The 21,973-nt window shown below is 35.0% G+C and carries 20 protein-coding genes; 2 read left to right on the plus strand and 18 right to left on the minus strand.

Translation table 11 applies throughout. The features are described from left to right. Nucleotides 1-153: 153 nt before the first annotated feature. The 4 genes from KQI71_RS10740 to KQI71_RS10755 all read right to left on the minus strand — a co-directional run bounded on the left by KQI71_RS10740 (nucleotide 154) and on the right by KQI71_RS10755 (nucleotide 2,889). Entirely contained in the window at nucleotides 154-702 is a 549-nt protein-coding gene (locus KQI71_RS10740; protein WP_253288046.1) for a CAP domain-containing protein, read from the minus strand. Nucleotides 703-740: 38 nt separating this feature from the next. Then, nucleotides 741-947: a hypothetical protein gene (locus tag KQI71_RS10745; RefSeq protein WP_216436129.1), complete on the minus strand. Its 207-nt coding sequence runs from the start codon at nucleotides 945-947 to the stop codon at nucleotides 741-743. 19 nt (nucleotides 948-966) lie between these two features. Further along, nucleotides 967-2,151: a CAP domain-containing protein gene (locus KQI71_RS10750; protein WP_216436131.1), complete on the minus strand. Its 1,185-nt coding sequence runs from the start codon at nucleotides 2,149-2,151 to the stop codon at nucleotides 967-969. 90 nt (nucleotides 2,152-2,241) lie between these two features. Continuing rightward, a complete protein-coding gene (locus KQI71_RS10755; RefSeq protein ID WP_216436132.1) occupies nucleotides 2,242-2,889 on the minus strand; it encodes an HAD family hydrolase in 648 nt (215 codons plus the stop codon). Between the two features lie 124 nt (nucleotides 2,890-3,013). Here KQI71_RS10755 and KQI71_RS10760 point away from each other — a divergent pair, with 124 nt between their 5' ends. Together KQI71_RS10760 and KQI71_RS10765 are read left to right on the plus strand one after the other, a co-directional pair. Beyond that, nucleotides 3,014-4,966 carry an oleate hydratase gene (locus KQI71_RS10760; protein WP_216436134.1) on the plus strand — a complete coding sequence of 651 codons (1,953 nt, stop codon included), beginning with the start codon at nucleotides 3,014-3,016 and terminating at the stop codon, nucleotides 4,964-4,966. A 346-nt stretch (nucleotides 4,967-5,312) separates the two neighbouring features. Then, a complete protein-coding gene (locus KQI71_RS10765; protein WP_216436136.1) occupies nucleotides 5,313-6,179 on the plus strand; it encodes a hypothetical protein in 867 nt (288 codons plus the stop codon). Between the two features lie 51 nt (nucleotides 6,180-6,230). Here KQI71_RS10765 and KQI71_RS10770 read toward each other — a convergent pair whose 3' ends face one another. The 14 genes from KQI71_RS10770 to KQI71_RS10830 all read right to left on the minus strand — a co-directional run bounded on the left by KQI71_RS10770 (nucleotide 6,231) and on the right by KQI71_RS10830 (nucleotide 21,869). After that, on the minus strand, nucleotides 6,231-6,755 hold the full coding sequence (locus KQI71_RS10770; RefSeq protein WP_253288047.1) for a pyridoxamine 5'-phosphate oxidase family protein: 525 nt from the start codon (nucleotides 6,753-6,755) through the stop codon (nucleotides 6,231-6,233). 213 nt (nucleotides 6,756-6,968) lie between these two features. After that, nucleotides 6,969-9,101 carry a carbon monoxide dehydrogenase gene (locus KQI71_RS10775; RefSeq protein WP_216436137.1) on the minus strand — a complete coding sequence of 711 codons (2,133 nt, stop codon included), beginning with the start codon at nucleotides 9,099-9,101 and terminating at the stop codon, nucleotides 6,969-6,971. Nucleotides 9,102-9,230: 129 nt separating this feature from the next. Then, nucleotides 9,231-10,154, minus strand: a complete 924-nt coding sequence (locus tag KQI71_RS10780) for a TDT family transporter (RefSeq protein WP_216436139.1) — start codon at nucleotides 10,152-10,154, stop codon at nucleotides 9,231-9,233. Between the two features lie 111 nt (nucleotides 10,155-10,265). Beyond that, complete coding sequence (locus tag KQI71_RS10785) at nucleotides 10,266-10,790, minus strand: C-GCAxxG-C-C family protein (RefSeq protein ID WP_216436141.1); 525 nt, start codon at nucleotides 10,788-10,790, stop codon at nucleotides 10,266-10,268. 157 nt (nucleotides 10,791-10,947) lie between these two features. After that, on the minus strand, nucleotides 10,948-11,301 hold the full coding sequence (locus KQI71_RS10790) for a hypothetical protein (protein WP_216436143.1): 354 nt from the start codon (nucleotides 11,299-11,301) through the stop codon (nucleotides 10,948-10,950). Between the two features lie 68 nt (nucleotides 11,302-11,369). Continuing rightward, nucleotides 11,370-11,987 (minus strand): uridine kinase, encoded by a 618-nt coding sequence (udk, locus tag KQI71_RS10795; RefSeq protein ID WP_216436145.1) that lies wholly within the window; start codon nucleotides 11,985-11,987, stop codon nucleotides 11,370-11,372. A gap of 6 nt (nucleotides 11,988-11,993) precedes the next feature. Continuing rightward, complete coding sequence (locus KQI71_RS10800; RefSeq protein ID WP_216436146.1) at nucleotides 11,994-12,914, minus strand: carbohydrate kinase family protein; 921 nt, start codon at nucleotides 12,912-12,914, stop codon at nucleotides 11,994-11,996. A gap of 87 nt (nucleotides 12,915-13,001) precedes the next feature. Then, complete coding sequence (locus tag KQI71_RS12905; protein ID WP_330655402.1) at nucleotides 13,002-13,532, minus strand: BMP family lipoprotein; 531 nt, start codon at nucleotides 13,530-13,532, stop codon at nucleotides 13,002-13,004. Nucleotides 13,533-13,536: 4 nt separating this feature from the next. Continuing rightward, nucleotides 13,537-13,857 carry a BMP family ABC transporter substrate-binding protein gene (locus tag KQI71_RS12910; RefSeq protein ID WP_330655403.1) on the minus strand — a complete coding sequence of 107 codons (321 nt, stop codon included), beginning with the start codon at nucleotides 13,855-13,857 and terminating at the stop codon, nucleotides 13,537-13,539. Nucleotides 13,858-14,061: 204 nt separating this feature from the next. Further along, nucleotides 14,062-16,560 (minus strand): leucine-rich repeat protein, encoded by a 2,499-nt coding sequence (locus tag KQI71_RS10810; RefSeq protein WP_216436147.1) that lies wholly within the window; start codon nucleotides 16,558-16,560, stop codon nucleotides 14,062-14,064. 181 nt (nucleotides 16,561-16,741) lie between these two features. Further along, on the minus strand, nucleotides 16,742-17,398 hold the full coding sequence (locus tag KQI71_RS10815; protein ID WP_253288052.1) for a flavodoxin: 657 nt from the start codon (nucleotides 17,396-17,398) through the stop codon (nucleotides 16,742-16,744). 162 nt (nucleotides 17,399-17,560) lie between these two features. After that, nucleotides 17,561-19,612 carry an ATP-binding protein gene (locus tag KQI71_RS10820; RefSeq protein WP_216436149.1) on the minus strand — a complete coding sequence of 684 codons (2,052 nt, stop codon included), beginning with the start codon at nucleotides 19,610-19,612 and terminating at the stop codon, nucleotides 17,561-17,563. A gap of 507 nt (nucleotides 19,613-20,119) precedes the next feature. Continuing rightward, on the minus strand, nucleotides 20,120-21,283 hold the full coding sequence (locus KQI71_RS10825; protein WP_216436150.1) for an RNA-guided endonuclease InsQ/TnpB family protein: 1,164 nt from the start codon (nucleotides 21,281-21,283) through the stop codon (nucleotides 20,120-20,122). Continuing rightward, nucleotides 21,213-21,869, minus strand: coding sequence for an IS607 family transposase (locus KQI71_RS10830; RefSeq protein ID WP_216436157.1), 657 nt, complete (start codon nucleotides 21,867-21,869; stop codon nucleotides 21,213-21,215). Before KQI71_RS10830 ends, KQI71_RS10825 begins: the two co-directional genes overlap by 71 nt. Nucleotides 21,870-21,973 lie beyond the last annotated feature (104 nt).

Consider the following 21,973-nt stretch of genomic DNA (forward strand, 5'->3'; position numbering starts at 1 on the left):
CTTTCTATCCTTATCCTTTTGTTGTTACTGCTTTACTCTTTGTCCAATTAGAAAAGATCGTATACATTTCTCCATTATAGTTCATATTTTTATAAGATCGAATCTGTATGTAATATTTTTGCTTTCCTTTTAAATTCGAAATTCTTTTTTGTGTTATTTTTCTTGAATTTCTGCAATATTCTCATTTTCTATATCCCATGCATCATCCTCTGAAACAGAAATATAATCTTGTGGCCAATGATCCTCCACATAAATTTTAGAAGAAATCACTGGAAGTGTAATTAAATCTCCGCAAAACATTTCACATTGTTTTTTATTGACTGATATGTTCTGTTTTTGAATTTTCTTATCAGATATTTCAATCTGAACCTGTGTTTTGAAATCTTTTGCCTTTGTTTCTTTCGAACTTCCTATTTTACTGCTAAATTCCTGAACCCAATAATCATATCCATCATAATACGCATGTCCAATTCCAACTGAACAAAAATCGGAAGAAAGCATATTCCTTCGATGTCCCTGTCCATCATAATCCTCGTTGTCTTCTTTCCACATCTCAAATACATCTTGTGCTGTTAATATTCCTGCAGCAATATTTTCTCCCATATAAGTATTTTGATAAATTTTTGAATATGCACTCCATGGATCTTTTCCATTGGGCCTTGTATGATTAAAACTGACCGCAATTTCAGCCGCTCTTTTCATAGCAACTTTTTCCAGCTCATAATCATATCTCACCTTTTTTAAATTTGAATATGTTTTTTTCCGTTTGAAGTCCAAGCCCAAGCATTTTTTCCCGTCCGAAAAGTATTCATCATCTTTTCCATTTCCCGTGCATTTGTCTGTCCATACTGTACATCCATCTTTACATTTATACTTGCCTGAACATCATTCTTTTTCATACAAAAAATAAATAGGATCATCACAGCCACACATAAGATTTTTTTCATAAATTATATTTCTTCTTTCTTATCTTTTTGTAGTAACTTCTTTTCTTTCTGACCAGTTAGAAAAAATTATATATGTTTCCCCATTATATTTTGTATTTTTATAAGATCGAACTTGTATATAATATTTCTTTTTTTTGTTTAAATTAGCTATTTTTTTCTTTGTTGTCTTACTGGAAGTGAGCATGATACTCTTTGAAGATTTCATATCTTTCCTCAAAGAATATCGAATTTCATATCCTGAAACGATGGGATCTTTTGTCCATTGCACTACAAATCCTCTTTTTACAGCATCTGTCGCTTTTATTGATACATTCTTTGGTGTTACAGTAAGCGAAATTTTAATATCTTTTCCAGATACCGTTGTCATAAGTTCTGTAATTCCAATGCTCTTTCCAATTAGTTTCCCATTTACAATTTCCGCAATTTCTGGATTTTTTACTTTCCAAGAAACATTTTCTAAAATAGAGAGATAGCCCCATGGCCAATTATCATATAAATATATTTCTGAAGAAACTCCTGGAACTGAGACTGCCTGTCCAGAAACAACCTGATATTTGGTCTGATTAGCAAATGTAGCCTTACCCTGAATCTGATCTTCAGATATTTCCATTGGAATTGACATTTTGGAATCATTCGCAATTGTTTCTGTCAAATTACCAGCTTTATCGCTAAATTCCTGTACCCAGTAATCATATCCGTTATAATAAACATGTCCGATCCCAACAAACTGAAATTTTGAAGACAACATATTTCTTCGATAGTCCTGTCTATCATACTCTTCATCACTTTCCTGCCACATTTCAAAAGTTTCCTTTGCTGTCTTTGTTGCACCGGCAAGGTTTTCTCCCTTGATTGCATTTTCATAACTAGAAGGATATGCGCTCCATGCATTGCTTCCATCCGGTCTTGTATGGCTAAAATTAATAGCAAGTTCCACCGCTCTTTGCATAGCAATCTTTTCAAGTTCATAATCGTAAGTCAATGGTTTAAGATCGGTATATATTTCTTTTTCATTTTCCGAATTAAAAGCCCACGCATCACTTCCCGTACGAAAATTGTTGATCATTTGCAGCATCTTTCTTGCTTCCGTCTGCCCATATGTTACATCAACAGTCACATTCTCTCCGTTCTCTTGTGCTCGAATGTTTTTTCCAGGCCAAAGGACAAACATCATAATCATTGCGAAACATAAAAACTTTTTCATAATGTCACCTCTCTTTCGGCAAATTGATCACTTTCTTATAGTTTTATTATATAATTTTTTGTAATTTTTCACAATCAAAATATGTTGAATTTACTCTAATATTTTCTCAACAATATTTTCTTCAAAATCATGAAGGATCCAATCTGCTTGATGAATATCTTGCTTGACTGCCTGCCTTGGTGCATAACCAACGCACTTCATTCCTGCTGCTTTTGCAGCCTGCACTCCTGCTGTAGAATCTTCAACTACAACACAATCCTTTGATTCTTTTCCAAGCATCTTTGCTGCTTTTAAAAATATCTCCGGATCTGGTTTCCCATTCTTACATTCTGAACCACTAACAAAGGCTTGAAAACAGTCTTCAATCTGAAAAGCCTTCATATTTTCCATAATATCCTCCTTGAGCGAAGAAGATGCAACTGCCAAGGAAATCTGACGCTCTTGTAATTTATGAATCAAGTTTATCACTCCCGGCATTGGCTGGATACCTTCCTTATTCACTAGCTCTTTTCTTGTCTTTACCCATTTCTGAATATAATAAGGAACATCCTGTTTTAAGTTGAATTCTTGTTTCATTTTTGTCCACATAAATTCATGTGTGGTTCCAAAATACTGATCATGATAATGCCAATCTACCTCAATCCCTTCCTGCTTCAGCATCAAATGTTTCGCTTTTACGTTTAAATATTCCGAATCTGCAATCACACCATCCATATCAAAAATAACTGCTAATTTCATCTTTTTTTCTCCTCTCTTTTTTAGTTTCTTTTGCATCTTCATTATAACAAAAAAATGATTTTTTTATGGAATAAAAATTTTTCTTTTTACCAATACTTAAACAAAAAAGAAAGGTGGTTTTTTTATGGGGAAAAAAACTTTAAAATTTGCAACATCTCTTGCTCTTACCGGTGCCGGCATTGCTTTATGGAAAAAAAAGAAAAAACGAAACAGTCCATCATCGGTTTCCACAACGAAAAACACATCCCATTGCCATTATAAAAATACAGAACTTGGAAAATATAAGAAAAATAAAAAAGGAATTTATTATGCCAGCGGAAATTATGAAGCCTTTGCACGACCTAAAAAGCCTAAAAATGTTGACAAGAAATCAGCTTATCTTGTCGGAAGCGGACTTGCTTCTCTAGCCGCTGCCTGCTTTCTTGTCCGTGATGCACAGATGGATGGTAACAGAATTCATATTTTAGAAGCATCCGATATTGCCGGCGGCGCCTGCGATGGTATTTATGATCCATCTAGAGGCTATATTATGCGTGGCGGTCGTGAAATGGAAGACCACTATGAATGTTTATGGGATCTTTTCCACAGCATTCCATCCATAGAAAACCCAGAAATTTCGGTTCTTGATGAATATTACTGGTTAAATAAAGAAGATCCAAACTATTCTCTTTGCCGTGCAACAATTCATCGCGGACAGGACGCTCATACTGATGGAAAATTCGGCTTAAGTCAAAAAGGCCGTATGGAAATTATGAAACTGTTTTTCACTTCTAACGAAAAACTTTATGACAAAACCATTGAAGATGTGTTTGATGAAGAAGTGTTTGATTCTAATTTCTGGCTTTACTGGAGAACTATGTTTGCTTTCGAAAACTGGCATAGTGCATTGGAAATGAAACTATACTTACAGCGATTTATTCACCATATTGCCGGCCTTCCAGATTTCTCTGCTTTAAAATTTACCAAATATAATCAATATGAATCTCTCATTCTTCCAATGATTCATTATCTGGAAAACGCCGGAGTTAACTTTCAATTTGGAACACAAGTTACCAATGTCACCTTTTCCTTCGAACAAGACAAAAAGATTGCAAAAACAATTGAATATAAAAAAGATGGAGAAGAAAAGATTCTTACACTTACCGAAAATGATCTTGTCTTCGTAACAAATGGAAGTTGTACAGAAAGTACAATTTATGGAGACCATCATACTGCTCCAACCAAAAAAAGCCATGTTCAAACGGCTGGTTGCTGGAATTTGTGGAAAAATATTGCAAGACAAGATCCTGCTTTTGGTCATCCGGAGAAATTTTGCAGTGATATTGAAAAAAGCAGCTGGGAGTCCGCAACAATTACAACAAGTAACGAGGAAATTATAAATTATATCATGAAAATCTGCAAACGAGATCCTAGATCTGGAAATGTCGTTACTGGAGGAATTGTATCTTGTAAAGACTCCAATTGGCTATTAAGCTGGACGATTAATCGTCAAGGACAATTTAAAGGCCAGGATAAAGGAGAAATTTGTGTTTGGATTTATAGTCTTTTTTGTGACCGTCCAGGAAATTATATTAGAAAATCAATGAGAATGTGTACCGGAGAAGAAATTACTGCAGAATGGCTATATCATATTGGAGTTCCAATCGAACGAATTGATGAACTCGCCAAAAATCATACAAATACGGTTCCAACCATGATGCCTTATATTACTGCCTTCTTTATGCCACGCGCAAAAGGGGACCGACCAGACGTTATTCCTGATGGATGTATCAATTTTGCTTTTCTTGGCCAATTTGCAGAAACCCAAAGAGATACCATTTTTACCATCGAATATTCTGTTCGAACTGCGATGGAAGCTGTTTATGGATTACTTGGTGTCGACCGCGCCGTCCCAGAAGTGTGGGGTAGCGTTTACGATATCCGAAGTCTTCTAGATGCCAGCGTCCGCCTTATGGACGGAGCATCTCCACTCTCCATGAAATTACCAGAACCATTAGAAACAATCAAAACCAGGATTCTAAAAAGAATTGCAGACACCGATATAGAAAAAATTCTGCGTGATTATCACGTCCTATAAAAAAAGCCCACCAGCCGGAGCGTGTTTCTAAGAATAATCTTTAAGTGAGCTTAGACACCTCCGATACAAAATCCGTAAGATTTTGTACTCTGTCAGGAACTGATGCGACTGCATTTTATTATAACATAAAAAAAGATGTTTGACGATACCTCTTCAAATTTTTAAATATAGCCAAGAAAACTCGTGACTTTCACCGTGAGTATTCTTGGCTATACATCTGTTAAGAAAGTTAAAGTTGAAAGATTGAAAATCCTATATTTTTTAATATTCATATGTGTTAAAATATCTATATTATTATAGAAATAACAGAATACAGATTTAAGGAAATTTAAAGGGAGGGTAACCTATGAAAAAATTATCAAAAACACTTTTTCTTTTTTTTCTATCATTGAACATGCTTGGGTTTCCTTTTGGTTTTCCAGTCATTCAAAGCCAAAATCTGACCAGTGTAGAAGCAAAAGCCAAAAATCTTGGCTCTGCAAAAAAACTAAAGGGCAATACAATTATTATATCGATTTTCGCCAACGATAAACAAACGAAATGGAACATTAAGAAAAAAGAAGATACCACTTATATGTCTAATACTTTAAAAGATTTAAGAATAGCAACTACCTGGATTAGCACAAAAGCCAAAAAGTATAAGACTACTTCAAAGTTTGTATATGATTGGTCAAAAAATAAAGATTTAAAATACCATGCCGTTTTTAAAAACAATCTAATCGAACCATATGGTGCTTATTATCATAAACAAATCAATTATATTAAAAAGAATATCAAAATCAATGCATTAAAGAAAAAATATAAGGCAGATAATGTTATTTTCATGTTTTTCTTTAATACAACTCATACAAAAAACGATGTAAGATCTTGGACATATTCCACGATCTGTGACTCATCTATATATTATGAAATAACAAATATTTATAATTATTTTGACAATGGAAATTTTTCATATTTTACACCAGCTGCGACTTATGCTCATGAAATTTTACATTCCTTTGGAGCTCCGGACTTATATTATTCTAACAGTATGATTTCTCAAAAATATGTAAATTATTTAAAAAGCATTGGTTCCCATGATATTATGTATACTGTAAATCTTGGTGATAAAATTACATGTCAATTTACAGAACTTGATGCCTATTATACTGGTCTAAAAAAAACTGCAAAAGACGTAAAAAAATGGAATCTTGGAAAAAGTGAACATTTTTAATCATTTCCTAAAAAATTCCCGGAAAATCTTCCGGGAATTTTTAAATTAAGACTATGATTCAAACTTTATATGTTGTCTAGCATCATATCCAAGATTTTTTAATTTTGCATTTAAATAATCCATTTCTTTTGGCACAATTTTTATTAAATGGATAGGAGTCGGTAACTTTTTCATTGCTTCTTTGGATAACTTTTTATAATCAAGGAATTTATTATATTCTTCACCAAAAGGTTTGAGAATTTCTGCCACACCCATCACCTGCAATCCCCCAAGTTTTCCAAAGCCTTCATAATGATCAAAAACAGCTAATGATACATTTTTATTTTTAGAAAGTGCCAGGAATTTTTGTCCTCCTTCTGAAAAAATATAAAAGGCACCTTGAATATAATGATACTCAATTGGTGTACATCTTACAAAATCACCAAATCCAGTCGCAAGTGCACATGTATTATGTTCCTTTAAAAAATCTTCTATATGGGACAATAATGCTTCTCGCTCCATATGCTTTGAATTTTTATCTTTTTCTATCCAATAATTTGCTGCTTTTTGATAATCCATCTCAAACTGTTTGACCATAAAAATCACCACTTTCTATTAATTTATTATTCATATTTTAATTCTTTCGCTTAGATCAAATCTGATTTTTTGTACTACGCATCCGTTTTTTCAGATGGTAAAAAAGCTTCTTACGACTCCTGTTTTTGTAAAGCAAAAGGCAAGTCTTTATAAAAGTAAATAAAGACCTGCCTGTTTTTTATTTAATTAATGATCAAATAATGATTTTAGTAATCAATCCCATCCCAACGCTTTACGTTTTGCTTTTATATCTTCTACCATCTTCTCGCCAAGAGCTACCGGATCTACATCTACATACATTACAGAGCCTAAAGTTTCTTTTGTAGAATCTTTCAAGAATTCCATAACGTTCTGAGATGCATGGATCTGTGCCTCTACGCAGTGATAAGAATTAATACCCATCAGGCGGAAACCAAGTGCTGCATCAATACCTTTTTCATTAGACCATTCTGGAGAAGTAAATGCATATGGCATTTCATATAATTTATGTCCTGCTGCACCTGCAACACCAGCAAAAATACCTGAAGATCTGGCATTATCAATACATTCGCCAACATGCCATACCGGCGGTAAATCATCTCCAAGGAATTCTTTCAGATTGTCGCCAACTCTACTGTATGCAAGTTCAGATGTCTGACAATATCCCATTTTCATTAATGGGAAAGAAGCGCATCCATTTGTCAAGATCAGTACATTATTCTTCAGCAGAACATCTGCTACATCACAAATGGCTTTTTCATACATAACTTTTGGATTATTACATCCGACCATATTTACGATACCAAGAATTTTGCCTTCTTTTAAAGCATCTGCTAACGGCTTCATACTTCCAAATCTCTTACATACATATTCTACAGAGAAACCGACTTCAGCTTCTACTTCATATGGAGGGATCACTACCGGGATTCCTCTTCTTGCCTGGAAACTTTCGATCGCGCGTGTTACGATCTTCTCTGCAATTTCATGTGTTTCGGAAATATTTGTGTGATTATGATCATAACCAATATGTTCTGCACCTGGAAGACGTCCTGAATCGTGTGTCGTTACAACTGTTGTTTTGAAACATTTTGCTACATCCATAATAGACGGATAAACTTCCTGTACATCTGCTACCCAAAGATCCAGCGCTCCTGTTCCGATAACCATTTCCGCACTGACTGCATTGGAAAGCGGAATAACACCTGCATAACGATACATCGCAGAAAGTCCTGAACAGCAGATTCCATAGAACTGAATACCTTTTGCTCCTGCATCTTTCGCCATTTTCTGGAATTTTTCACTGTATCCGGTTTTTACGATTTCTTTCACAAGCACTGGTAAGTGTCCGTGAACTGCAATATTAACATATCCTTCTTTCAAAGCCCCCACATTTGTCTTTGCAGTGGTTCGGTCACCAACACCAAGAAGAGAATCTGTTGCAATAGAGGTACCGACAACTCCACTGAACGTAAATGCAAGGCCACAGCGTAAAAACTGTTTCATAATACTCTTCCAGTCACCACCTGTCGCACATCCACTGGTATGGTATGCTTCAAAAACCTCATGGTATGCACTGATCGGAAGAATATCCATATCTTTCCATACTTTCTGTCGTTCTGGAGGTGCACAGGCCGTAATCGTTTTGTATTCGCCTGGCTCCGTTCTAGATAAATCTTCCAGTAATGCATCACAAAGATCAATCGTGATATTCTTTAATTGACGATTTTTAATCTTGATTCCAAAGGCCTCTGCCATGGTACGGATCTTGTATTCTCCTACGATCGGAACATCCAGTTTTCCTTCTGCTGCCCATTTTAGAGAAAGGATGACCTCTCTTGCATGCATACCGTGCTGTGCAGCACCAGCAGCAGCTCCACGCAATAACTGTCTCGAAACGATCAGATCGACATCAGCACCACAGACTCCTCTTGGACTCTTTGGTGTGATACGACATGGACCCATTGTACAGATTCTGCAACATGAACCGCTCAAGCCAAAGGAACACTGAGGCTGCTGTGCGTCAAAACGATCAAAAACTGTATTAATTCCAAGCTGTTCTGCTCTTAAGATCATTTCTTTTACTGCTGGATCAGGAGTATTATCAATTACATCTTGTTTAGACGGGAAAGTTTTTCTGTAAGCTGCCACTGCCTGCATATAATCTGCCGTTATACTGTCTTCATGAGTATGCTCAATTACATTTCCATTCTCATCTACATGAGTATGGGAATGGACATCTGCCGGTACTAATACTTTCGGAATTCCATTTTTGTCAAAACCGATAATTGCTCGATGATGATGTTCTGGTATTGTTGTTTCCTGATGTGCCTGTGAATTATGATGTTCATGTCTGATATCGTATGCCATTTCCTTTTCTCCTTTTTTATTTATCCTATCTGTTTTATATGAAATGATTATAATGTTTATGAGAAAATATGTCAATAAGAAAGAATCCTCCAGTATTAAAACTAGAGGACTCTCTTCTTGATTCAAATATTATTTTTCTCCGCCAAATAAAAATCCCATATAGCGTAAAAACGTATAAACTACAAAGATAACTGCAAGCACAGTTTCAATCAGAACCACATACTTTAAAAATGGTATCGGGCGTCCCATATTTGCAACACATGCCATTGTTTGTTTCGATGCAATGGCACTGATCACAAATGGGAATGTAAATGCCGCATAACTTGGATAGAATGGCATTTTCAAATATGTAACGGCTTTTACCAGTGCAAAAATGTAAATTACCGTTGCAACTATCATCATGCCAATCAAAAATTTATAAGACTTCGGAGTTACAGACTGTACATATCCTGCAATACAAAGACTTGTCGGTGCTGCATAAATGCAGATCAGTGGTTTCGCCGGATCCGGTACTTCTTTAAATTTCACATATCTGTAAGTTATCAGAACTAGAAGCATCACCAATGTAATAAATCCAAACCAGAATGCTGCAGTTCCGATAGATGCGGCTTTCTCATAAGCAGGAGCTGTAACAGATGCCACTACAATTCCAACATACACAATAAAATAACTTGCAAAAACTTTCGTCATCTGTAATTTCAGCAGAAATTTTGCTGTAAAATATATAATCAGCATCACATGCAGACAAATGGCAAGAAGCCAGATAAAATAAGCTCCTTTTCCAATAAATGGCTTTACATAAACACTAAGAAGCATCAGTGCCATAGGAAATGTCCCGCATACACTTGCCATGATAGGATTATTCATATCTTTTTGGACCATTTGATGGAATATGATTAATTTCAACAAAACAAGTACCAGCAAAAATGCTGCTAGGATTCCGCAGATATAACGAATTCCCTCTGAGTAACTTTGTAACAGATTTCCCAGTGCCGCCAGGCCAAGCATTACACCACACAGCGGAATAGGGATTTTTTTAATTATGTCTTTCATTGTTGTCTTATCCTTTCCTGTCTCGAATCAGTACATCGTAAGCAGCCGCCCTTCACAGTAAAAATGGCAGTTATCTTATCTTTCATACACTGATAGTATCAAATATTTTCATTATATTTCTACAATTGTACGTCTCTCTGCTGGTTCATCAATCTCATCCAGATTTTTGATACCTAGCTCACGACAGACGATCTGAGCTACTTTCCATGCACATAATCCGGTAAAATAGATACACTGTTCTTTATGTTGTCCCAGTCCCATATTAAATTCTTTTGTCAGAATGCGGCAACAGATTGCGTTTTTGCCATTTGCTTTCTTAAACCAGTCATGAAGTTCATGTGTTAGTTCCATACATTTGATACTCTTTGGATCTGTCGGTCCATTCTGCTCAGTTCTACCAAAAAACATTCCAAGTGCAAGGATTCCTCCGTTAAATGCGCCACATGCGCAACCAGATTTCCCAGCTCCCACTGCCATCCCAGATGCCATTGCGATTACTTCTTCCGGAACGTCCAGTTTGAATTCTTCTCTGATTGCACTCATCAGAGCTTCACAGCAATAATAACCACCTTTAAATTTTTTCTCTGCTGCCCACTGGATTGCTCTTGGACTTACTTCTGTTGCTCCTATGTTCATAAATACCTCCTTTTCTCCTGCTAACTTTTATCTGTGTTGCTATCTCATAGTTAGATAAAAATATTTAAGATACTGCCAATAAATTTATATATCTGAAAATCAAATAGATTCGCAATGACAGAAACAGTTTATCACGATTACCCAACAAAGAAATCTCTTATTGTGGCTTTAATAAATCATCCATCTCTTCCAATGCATCCATATAATTTTCCATCCATTCGGCTTGCCAGTTTCCCTGTTGTTGTAAACAAATCCCAGGAATCTCCTGTTCCTCATCTAACATTCCAAGATTCTCGGCCATAGAAAGCGGAAACAAATTTCCATCCGGCCCAATTACAACTTTTGAACCTTTTTGGAGTTGTCTTTCATACATTAACGACTCTTCCATAGAAATAATTTCTTCCATTCCCTCCTGATCTTCCAAATATATTGTCAGCATCGGAATGTTTCCTTCTTCCAGAAGATCCTTCTCTATTCCTTTAATTTCATAAATCATTAACTTATCTATCATTTTTTATTTTCTTCTTTCTATTTTTGATGATCTATGGATTAGCTATAAACTTCATTTAAACCAATCCGTTAACCTAGATTTTCCAATAGCTGTCCAATCTTTGACACAAATAGATCAAATGCTACATCATTCTTTCCACTGTTTATTACAATGTCTGCTTTTGCTCTTGTAGGTTCCACATACAAATAATGCATTGGTTTTACTGTAGTCAGATACTGTTGAATGATTCCATTTAAGTCTCTTCCACGTTCCTCCACGTCTCTGGAGATACGTCTTAAAATTCTCTCATCTGCATCTGCTTCTACATATACTTTAATATCCAAAAGCTCACGAATTCTTGGATCTGCTAAAAGTAAAATACCCTCCACAAGAATGACTGGTCTTGGTTCAATATGAAGCACTTCTGAGGATCGATTGTGCTGACTATAATCATAGACTGGACATTCAATCGTTTTTCCAGCTTTCAGTTGTTTTAAATGCTCCACAAGAAGATCTGTTTCGAAAGAGTCTGGGTGATCATAATTGACTGTTACACGTTTTTCAAATGGAATTCCATCCTGTCTGCGGTAATAATTATCATGATAAATTACCGCTACATCATCTCCAAAATATTTTTTTATTCTGTTTGTAAATGTAGATTTACCAGATCCAGATCCTCCGGCAATCCCAATAATAATACTTTCCATTTTTTACTACCTCGCAAGTCCGAACTCTTCCGGCATAAATCTCGGACAAATATTTTCTGATGTACAAATAACGGTTGACGCAAGTCTGGTGCCGATTCCACAGGCTTCACGTAAAGATTTTCCATAAGTAAATCCAATGCATACTCCAGCAAAAAAGGCATCTCCAGCTCCTGTTGTATCAACGACATCTACTTTAAGTGCCGGGTAAACACCTTTTTGTCCATTCTCATCTGCGTAAACAGCACCTTTTCCACCCATCGTCACTACCATCTGTGGAATTTTTGCAGAATGAATACGCTCCAGAAGAATTTCAGACATTTCCTCTGCTGTCATATTTTCATAGTCTTCTGAAAAAAGAATTCCTGCTTCCTGCTGATTGCATACAAAACATGCCGTTCTTCTAATAAAATCTCTTCTTTCAATCGCAATACTCATATTGGATACAATTGCATAAACTTTCTTATGATATTTCTCTGCATAATGAAATGTTTTTTTCACAATTTCTTTGTCAATATCAATCTCGATTACAATACTATCTGCATCTTTAAAAATTTCATCTCCATGCTCATCAAGGATTTGTTCAATCGGTCTATGATCTGGTCTTTTCGAAATGGATGCAACGACATCTCCTTCATGATCAAAAACCGCAAGCCATGTTCCCATTCCATTTTCCACTTTTTTCATATAGTGGGTATCCACTTTATGGCGATTCAATTTCTGAATGACATCTTCTCCCATTGCATCATTGTCCACCAAACTAATAAATGTCGGCTCCAGCTCCACATTTGCGATGTCTTCCACTACATTTCTTCCGACTCCACCGTGAATTTGTACAATTGTTCCGGCGTTTCTTCCATATGGAATATATGGGGATGTGGAATACCCCTTCACATCAATAAATACATCTCCAATGACTACAATTCCCATCGTATTTTCTCCTTTATCTTTGTCCCTTATCGTAAGGAATTCCTTCTGCTTTTGGTGCTCTCGATTTCTTAGAGGAAACGGCCAGCACTAACAGAGAAATGATGTAATGGTCATTCCTTTTCCATAAGAATCAATGATTGGTGATTGATCGGAATCTACACCAATGATCTTTCCTCCAACTTTTGCCGCTGCCTCTGCTGCAGAAGTAAAGATTCCTCCACCACAAGCAAACACAACTTCTGTTCCATTGCTATACCATGTGTCCATCGCTGCTGTAATCTCTGTGGAGCCATAAAATTGTCCCCCATATGCATACTCAACAGTCACTTTATCTGTGATTCCCATCTCCTTTGCTGCCGCATTAATTCCTTGTATATAACCGTAACCATACCTCATAACTCCAGGCACAGCCTGTCCTCCAAGGAATCCGAGATGACGGTATCCAAGCTTCACTGCTGTATATCCTGCAAGATATCCAGGAATTGCCTCCTGATAAATTGCCAAGTAAGTATTTTTTGTATTATAATATTTTGATACATCATATGCGTTTGGATTTTTGTAATAAGCATTTCCCACAGCTGCCGCACCAATATCACTGGCACTCATATCAAGAACCATAAATTTAATATCTGGATATTTTTGTATCTATCACTGTCTGTGCAAAAACATACCCTGGCATAACGATAATATTATAACCTTCTGCTACCGCTACATCTACCATCGCTGTTCTGGCATAATCGGTATCACTATCCGGCTTTTTATAAGTAAAATCAATATGTTTGGATTTACAATAATCTCTGCAGGCTTCATATGTTGTCTGATTAAATGACTGATCTGTGATGTCTCCCGCGTCCGTAATCATACAGACTCTGTATTTCGAACTGCCTGTATTCTTCGTGGTTACTGTTTTTCCTCCACATCCCGTCAACATAAGTGCTATCATAGCAACTACCAACAGTATGGGCACTATCTTTTGCCATTTCTTCTCCTTTGTTTGTCATTCTTTTATCTCATTCTTTTGATTCTATCATAATGGCTTCCTATCGTCTAGAACAAACTTCTAACGTTTAAAATGTTTCAGGTACAGAAAAAAGGAGAGATATTATATCAGAAAATATCTCTCCTATACTTGTCAATCTTTAAATTCCTATTTTACTCTTAATCCTTTAAAGATTGCCTGATATGTTTTCTTTACTTTTTTCGGTACTGTTAAAGTAAGTTTTTTATTTACTTTATTGAAGCATTTTTTGCTAGCTTTTCCTTTTTTGAGTAAGACAGTTTTAATATCAACACTCTTTAATGCTGGGCACTTATAGAAAGCATCTGTAGAAATACTCTTTACATTCGCCCCAATTGTTACCTTTGTTAATTTCTTATTTCCATTAAATGCTTTTTTCGCAATCGATGTTACTTTATAAGTAATTCCATCTGCTTTTACTGTAGAAGGAATGGTAACAGATGCTGCATCTTTCTTTGCCTGAATAAAGCTTGCTTCTGATCCTTTCAGTTTGTAAACATGTCCGGAAATTGTCACATTCTTTTCTTTGATGATAGGGATGGTTACTGTTTTTGTTTTTCCACAAGATATACAAGCATATGTTTTAACCCCTGCTGTTTTTGTTGTTGCTTTTTTTGTAACAATTCCATTATTCCATGTGTGACCAGTTGCAGGAATTGTTTGTCCCTGTACAAGTTCTTTTCCACAGTCTGTGCAATAAGTATCTCCGGTATATCCAGCTTCTTCACAGGTTGGAGCTTTCTGGTTTTTAATCTGTTTGTTCTGATGACCAGTTGCTGGAATGTCTTCCGTTTTTGTCTTTCCACATACGGAGCAAGTATAAGTTTTTGTTCCTTTTTCCTCACATTTTGCTTCTTTTGTAATCTTTCCAGCATCCCATGAATGACCTTTGGCTGGAATTGTTTCTCCCTGTTTTAATACTTTACCACACGCTTTACAGCAAGTATCTCCAGTATATCCAGCTTCTTCGCATGTTGCTTCTTTTACATTTTTAATTTCTGTCTCTTTATGTCCAGTCGCTGGAATTGCTTCTGTTCTTGTTTTTCCACATACCGTACAAGTAAATGTTCTTACTCCATCTTGCTCGCATTTTGCTTCTGTTGTAACTTTTCCAGCATCCCATGAATGACCTTTGGCTGGGATTTTTTCTCCACTGGCTAATTTTTTATCTCCACCTACATAATAAGTGTCTCCAGTATATCCTTCTGTTTCACATGTTGGGTCTTTTTGATTTCTAAGTTCTGTTTTTCTGCCATCTGTTCCAGTAGCCGGAATGACTCTTGTTTCTGTTTTTCCACATACCGTACAAGTATATGTTGCTTTTCCCTGTTTATTTTCTGTTGCAGGAACGATAACTTTTTCACTCCATTGATGTCCAGTCGCTGGAATTTTTTCTCCATCAGCAATCTTTTTCCCGCAATCTTTGCAATAAGTATCTCCAGTATACCCTTCTTTTTCACAAGTTGCTGATTTTGCACCTTTAATTTCTGTATGTTTATGTCCTGTTTTTCGTGGAACTGTTTCATCTGTTCTTGTCTGTCCGCAAACAGTACAAGTATAAACGGTTTTTCCAGGTTTTTCACAAGTTGCTGGGGTAACAACCTTACCATTATCCCATTTATGAGTATGTGTTACTCTTAAATACGCTGATGCTTTAATATCGTCTCCTTTTTTGAATTCAATATCACAGCCACCTGCATTCTTAATGGTTACTTTTCCGCTAAGATTGTAAAATTTATTAGAAGCATCTTGTGTCGAAGTATCTTGTACTGTAGCAACATCAGTATCTGAAGAATTCCATTTAATATTTGATTTTTCTAAAAAGACAATTTTTCTTTTATCGTTATTATTTACTTGAGCTACTACTTTTGCTTTTATTTTTTTATCCTTGATTTCCGCTGTATTTTTATCTAAGGAAACAGAACATAAAATCAAGTCTTTTTCTAATTCAATTTTCTGAACACCTTTTACACTGCTATTATTTGCATCCTTTGCTGGATCATCTGTTATATCATTTGTATTTGTATCTTCTGTAGAAAATTCAATAGATGTTGTATTTTTTTTCGTTTCACTGTTGGTAAAAGTTCCAACTCCTACATAGAGATTTTTTGGATTGATCAATTGTGAATAATTGGAATCTTTTTGAGCTTCCCATTGTTCCAAAGCATCTGAAAAACTTCCCTTAGCAATTAACTCTCTAGAACTTTTTACTTTATTCTTTGAACCACTCCATACATCACTCCATATTTTTCCATTTGGACGTACATAACCCCATACAAGAGATAATTCTGCAGCACGAATTTTTGCACTAGATCCAAGGTCTTTAGACCATTTTACTGGACGATAATCATTGCTTGTTAATTTTACATCTGGGTTCTCTGGATTTGGAACTCCATTTTCACAAGCTTGTTTTCGCATACTATTAATCTTACTTAAAATAGCTTTCGTCTGCTTTATATAAGCTCCCTCAACGCCGACCAAACTACAATTTGCAGATGCTGTTTTTACATCTGTCTCACACAAAATTGATTCTGTTTGTTTAGATGTAGCCGCCCAAGTTACCTGCACAGGCATTGCAAGAACAATACAGCATAAAACTGCTACGAATGACATTACTATTTTTTTCATTCTCTTTCTCCTTTCCTTTTCCCATTACATTATTATGCATTTTTCATATATTTTTATTATGCTACATAAAAATGGCAAATACAATAGAAATTTAGAAGTTTTTAAAAATAATTATAGTCATAAAAAAACAGCAGGAAATTTGATTTTCATCTACTTTCCTGCTACTGATATCATTCTAATTCTATTCTAAATTTAAACTTTTTATCCAGTCTTGTATTTCTTCCTCTGATGCATCGGATGAGAATCTTTTTCCTTCCTGCCATTTTCCTGTTCCTGCCATTTGTGAAAGTTTTTTACCACTATCACCAATTTCTGATGAAGCTGATGTACAAAATGGAATCACTGTTTTTCCTGTGAAATCATTATTTTTCACAAAATTATTTACAGGCCATGCAGCTTTGCCCCACCAAATTGGATAACCTAGAATCACAACTTTTGCTTTTTTAAAGTCTTTTACCGTAGTTTCAGATAACTTCACATCCTGCAAATTTACATGATCATGTTCCTTACAGACACGACTTTTGGGATTATTATAATCAAGATCTTCTGTTGTGTATTTCTTTGCAGGTTGTAATTCAAACAATACTCCATTGGTTTTCTTAGCTATTTCCTTCGCTACCTTTTTTGTATTTCCCGTTGCTGAATAATAAACAATAAGCGTTTTTCCTTTCTTACCATTTTGTGCATTTGTCTTATTAAAACTATTGACATTGTCTTTTTTAGATTCTTTTATCGATGTAGCAGCACCATTCTTTTTATCAGAAGATGAGGAACTGCATCCTACAAGCAATCCAGATACAAAAATACCTAACAAAAGAATCGAGATCAGTTTTTTCATTTTCACAGCAAAGAACTCCTTTCTTAATCCAAAGACCTTTTCTATTTATTTAAGCCCCTTTTTCTTTCTGATCATCTATTGTTTTTTATTTTGACACTGTGTCAACACTTGCATTATATCTATTTTCTGACACATTGTCAACATTATCCTTATATCCAAATATCAAATGAATTCATTTAATGTTTTTAGAATTTTATCAACTTCAAATGGCTTTGCGATAAAGCCATTTATTCCAGCCTCATATGCTTGTTTCTTATCTTCTTCATAGACATTGGCCGTGATAGCAATGATAGGAATCTGTGCTTTTGCACCCTTGAGCGTTCGAATGATTTTTGTAGCCGAATATCCGTCCATATTTGGCATCTGAACATCCATCAGAACCGCATCATAATATTGATCTGGCTTTTTTTGCAATTCGGCAATACACATAATACCATCTTCCACATGTTTTACCTGAATTCCATATTCTGTAAGAATTGTTACTGCAATTTCCGCATTTAAAAGATTATCTCCCGCAAGCAAAATTCTCTTTCCTTTTAATTTTTCTGGAATTCCCTGCTTTTTTGTTTCCTGTTTCATTGACAATTGTTCTGTCGTTGGAAGTTGGAAGGATAGATGAATAACAAATTTGGTTCCTACATCCACTTTACTCTCAACTTCAATGGTTCCACCCATCAATTCAACAAGAGATTTCACAATCGGCAATCCAAGACCAGTACCGGCAACTTTGATCTCCGTTGTTGTATGTTCCCTGGAAAATTCTTCAAATATATGAGGAAGATAATCTTTACTCATACCAATTCCATTATCTTCTACAATAATAGAATAGCAAGCGGTCCCTTCCTTTTCTGAACTTCCTTCCTCAATCGATAATGTAATATTTCCATATTGTCGTGTATATTTCATAGAATTTCCAACAATATTCAGAACAATCTCTTCAATTTTTGTTTTATCACATAAGATATCATCATGTTTGATATGAATATTGCAATTATAATTCAGATCTTTCTCATAAACGATCGGTTCAAAAACTGTATTCATCGAATTAACGGCTTCTCTAATATTCATCAGTTCCGTATTTAACGTGGTCTTTCCGCTTTCAATTCGAGTCATCTCAAGGATCTGATTAATAATTGTCAAAAGAATATTACCAGATGACTGGATCTTTTTAATATATTCTCTGCTTTTTTCTTCATTCTTTATATTTTTTTCCAAGAGGTTGGAAAATCCAACAATCGCATTCATTGGTGTACGAATATCATGACTCATATTGAAGAGAAATCGTGTTTTTGCTTCGTTGGCAATTCTAGCTTCTTCCGCGGATTTTCGAATTTTCTCCGAATATTGTATTTCTTTATATCGCTTTATTTCCAATTGCCAACAGGTGATCATTGTCAAAATTCCTAAAAGAAACGAAATCAAAAAGGTAATAAATTTTTGAGTTGTCGTTATCCATCCTTTTTGTGGAGCGATTTCAAAATACCATGTATCATTTGGAACAATACAGGTAACTTTCAATGCATTCTTCGGCAATTTTTCTTTTCCATGTGCAATGATACTTTTTTCATTCGCACTATGCTTCTGTTTCCAAATTTGATAACAATAGGAAACATCACTTAATCTGTCAATTTTAACTTCCTCAATAAATTTATCCCAGTTAATTACTGAAATTGAAAATCCCCAAAACTTTTTCTTCCCTTTGGAATCTTTTGTATAAATAGGATCAAATAATAAGGCACCTAGACCACCCTGCTTCAATTCATAAGGACCTGCAATTGTATACTGTCCACTTTTCATTGCTAACTTTGCTTCATATTTTCTCTCAGGATTTCTCAGCATATCAAGGCCAACGGCTTCTTTATTTCCCTTCAATGGATAAACCTTTGTCACAACCCCATCTTTTGCTAACTCCACTGCTTTTATAACATTGGCATCATTCGGTAATAACTTTGCCAAAGAAACGAATTCCTCGCTTTTCATCTCATGACCAGATTTTACAATATTTTTCAGGAAATTAGAAACTTCCAAATATTTATTCAGCTGAGATTCTACTCGATTCACTGTTGATTCAGCCGTATAAGCGGCTTGTAATTTTTCCTCTTTTGTCATATTTTGATTCAAAAAATAACCGCAGCTGATCGCAATGAAAAGCGTAATAAAATATACAGCTATACAACGAATCTTTATGATCGTTGGCATGCTCACTTTCTTCATTTTCGACCGTTCTTTTCTTAATTAAAATAAAGCAAAGAAATATACATTCAAAAGCTTTTTATGCTTCTTATCTTATCATAACATAAAATTTACGGTTTCGACTTCTTAATATTCAATAAAAAAGAAGACAGCTTGTGTCATCTATCATGCCATAAGCTGTCTTCCTTTCATTTTCCTATTAATCTATGATCAATTCTTATTTATCCAAGAAAATCTGCACATGAAACTAACAGATCAATTTTTTTCCACTGAGTTTCTTCATCAATGCAGTTTCCTTCTTCCACAGACGCAAATCCACACTGCGGTGATAATGCAATCTGATCTGCTACTCAAAATGTGATTAAACATACTCACATCGAGATAATGTAGACTCTCATGAGTTCTACTTACTATTTCATCGTGTATGCTTTGGATTGACCGAAATCATATCTACTCACAAGTTCTTGTACACTCCATAGTCGTAAATTCCCGAAATAGCCTTCGGTACATACCTACGTTTGCGTTTATTTATGCAATTTCGTAAGTCGTAGCATCTCTCAAATTAAGTGCAGCATTGAAATCTCTATCTTCGGTATAACCACAATCACATTTGAAAATTCTATCTGAAAGTTTTAAATTTTTCTTGATTGCTCCACAACAGTGACAGGTTTTAGATGATGGATACCATCTGTCTACAACTCGAAGTTCAATTCCGTTTTCATTGCATTTCGCCTGAAGCTTTATTCTGAATTCATAAAACTTCTGCGAAGCAACTGCCTTTGAAAGATGTTTGTTCTTCATCATTCCTGATATATTTAAATCTTCAATCGTTATATAAGATGGTTTGGTTTTCACTATCTCTGCGATTGTTTTATTGATGTGATCAGTACGAATGTTATCAATTCTATGATGAAGTTTCTGTACTTTAAGCCTCTGTTTTTGTATATTTGCTTTTTGAGTAGATTCTCCTTTCTTTAAATTTTCATACTTTCGAGAAAGATTTCTCTGTTCTCGAATAAGTTGTTTTCCAAGTTTTTTTAATCTTACTGATTTGTTAATGTTCTTATAAGTTTTACTATTGGAAACAATAGCAAAATCCTTTATCCCTAGGTCGATACCAATTCCTTCATTAGAACTATTAGCTATCTTGTTATTTGGGATTTCTATAAGAGCTGAAACATAGTATCTACCAGCTTTTATTGACACATGACCGCTTTTAATTACATATCCATCTTTTGTTGTTGGAATATATCCTTTTTCTTTAATGCGAACCCAACCAAGTGATGGAATATTGATCCTGTGTCTTTGACAACGGCAATCTTTTGGATTGTTCTTTACAAAATACATTTTCACATCAGATCTATTCTTCTTTTTGAATCTAGGGAAACTACTCTGATGTTTAAAAAATCTTATAAATGCGGCTTGTCCATTATTTACTGCTTGTGTTATTGCTTTTGAATAAGCTTCCTTCATCCAAAAACATTCTGGATGCTTTGGAAGATACTCATTGTTAAGCCATACTCTAAATTGGTTACTACTCATAAACTTTTCGCCTTTATTATAAAGCTCTTTATTATGAGCAAGGTAGAAGTTGTAAATATATCTACAAGTTCCTATTGTTTTACGAATTTTGGCTTTCTGTTCCTCTGTTGGATTTATTTCTGTCTTGAAGCTCTTTAGCAATTTCCTCATCCCTTTCTATTTGTTTTTTATACTTACGAAGCCCATACAGCCTACAAGAGAATACATGGAGTATTGAAACAATATCCTGCACAAGTTCTTCTTGTGGTGATAGTTCCTCATTGTTTACTACCACTATAGTCGTATTAAACTTCATGCAGAATTTTTCAAACCAATCATAACCAAATCTAATAAATCTATCTTTATGGGTTACTATTATGGTTTTAATTTTTTGTTCCATTACTTCATCTAATAATTTGTTCCACTTTTTACGGTTGTAATTAAGACCACTTCCATAATCTTCCATACACTGGTCTACAATAATTCCTTTTGCGTTACAAAATTGTCTTAAAAATGCAACTTGATTTAGTAAATCATCTTTTTGATTTCTTGTAGACACTCTAGCATAAATAACTACCTGACGCTTATCATTTTCAGTATTTATACCTTTAAATTGTAGATACTGATCATAAGTGTAATATCGTCTATTAGTTGGAGTTCGGTTTGCTTTTAGAGTTCCTTCTCTGTCCCAACGTTGTAATGTCTTAACAGATACGCCTAAAAGTTCAGCAAAATCTTTTGGCTTATAATTTGTGATATTTGATGTATTCATTATAGCACTCTCCTTTGAGTATATTTAAACACACTTAATCACATTTGTCAATTGTTTTAGGTTCTTAATATCACCTCCTGTGTTCTTAG

This window comes from Anaerostipes sp. MSJ-23 (genome assembly GCF_018918155.1).
In the GTDB taxonomy this organism is placed as follows: Bacteria; Bacillota; Clostridia; order Lachnospirales; family Lachnospiraceae; genus Anaerostipes.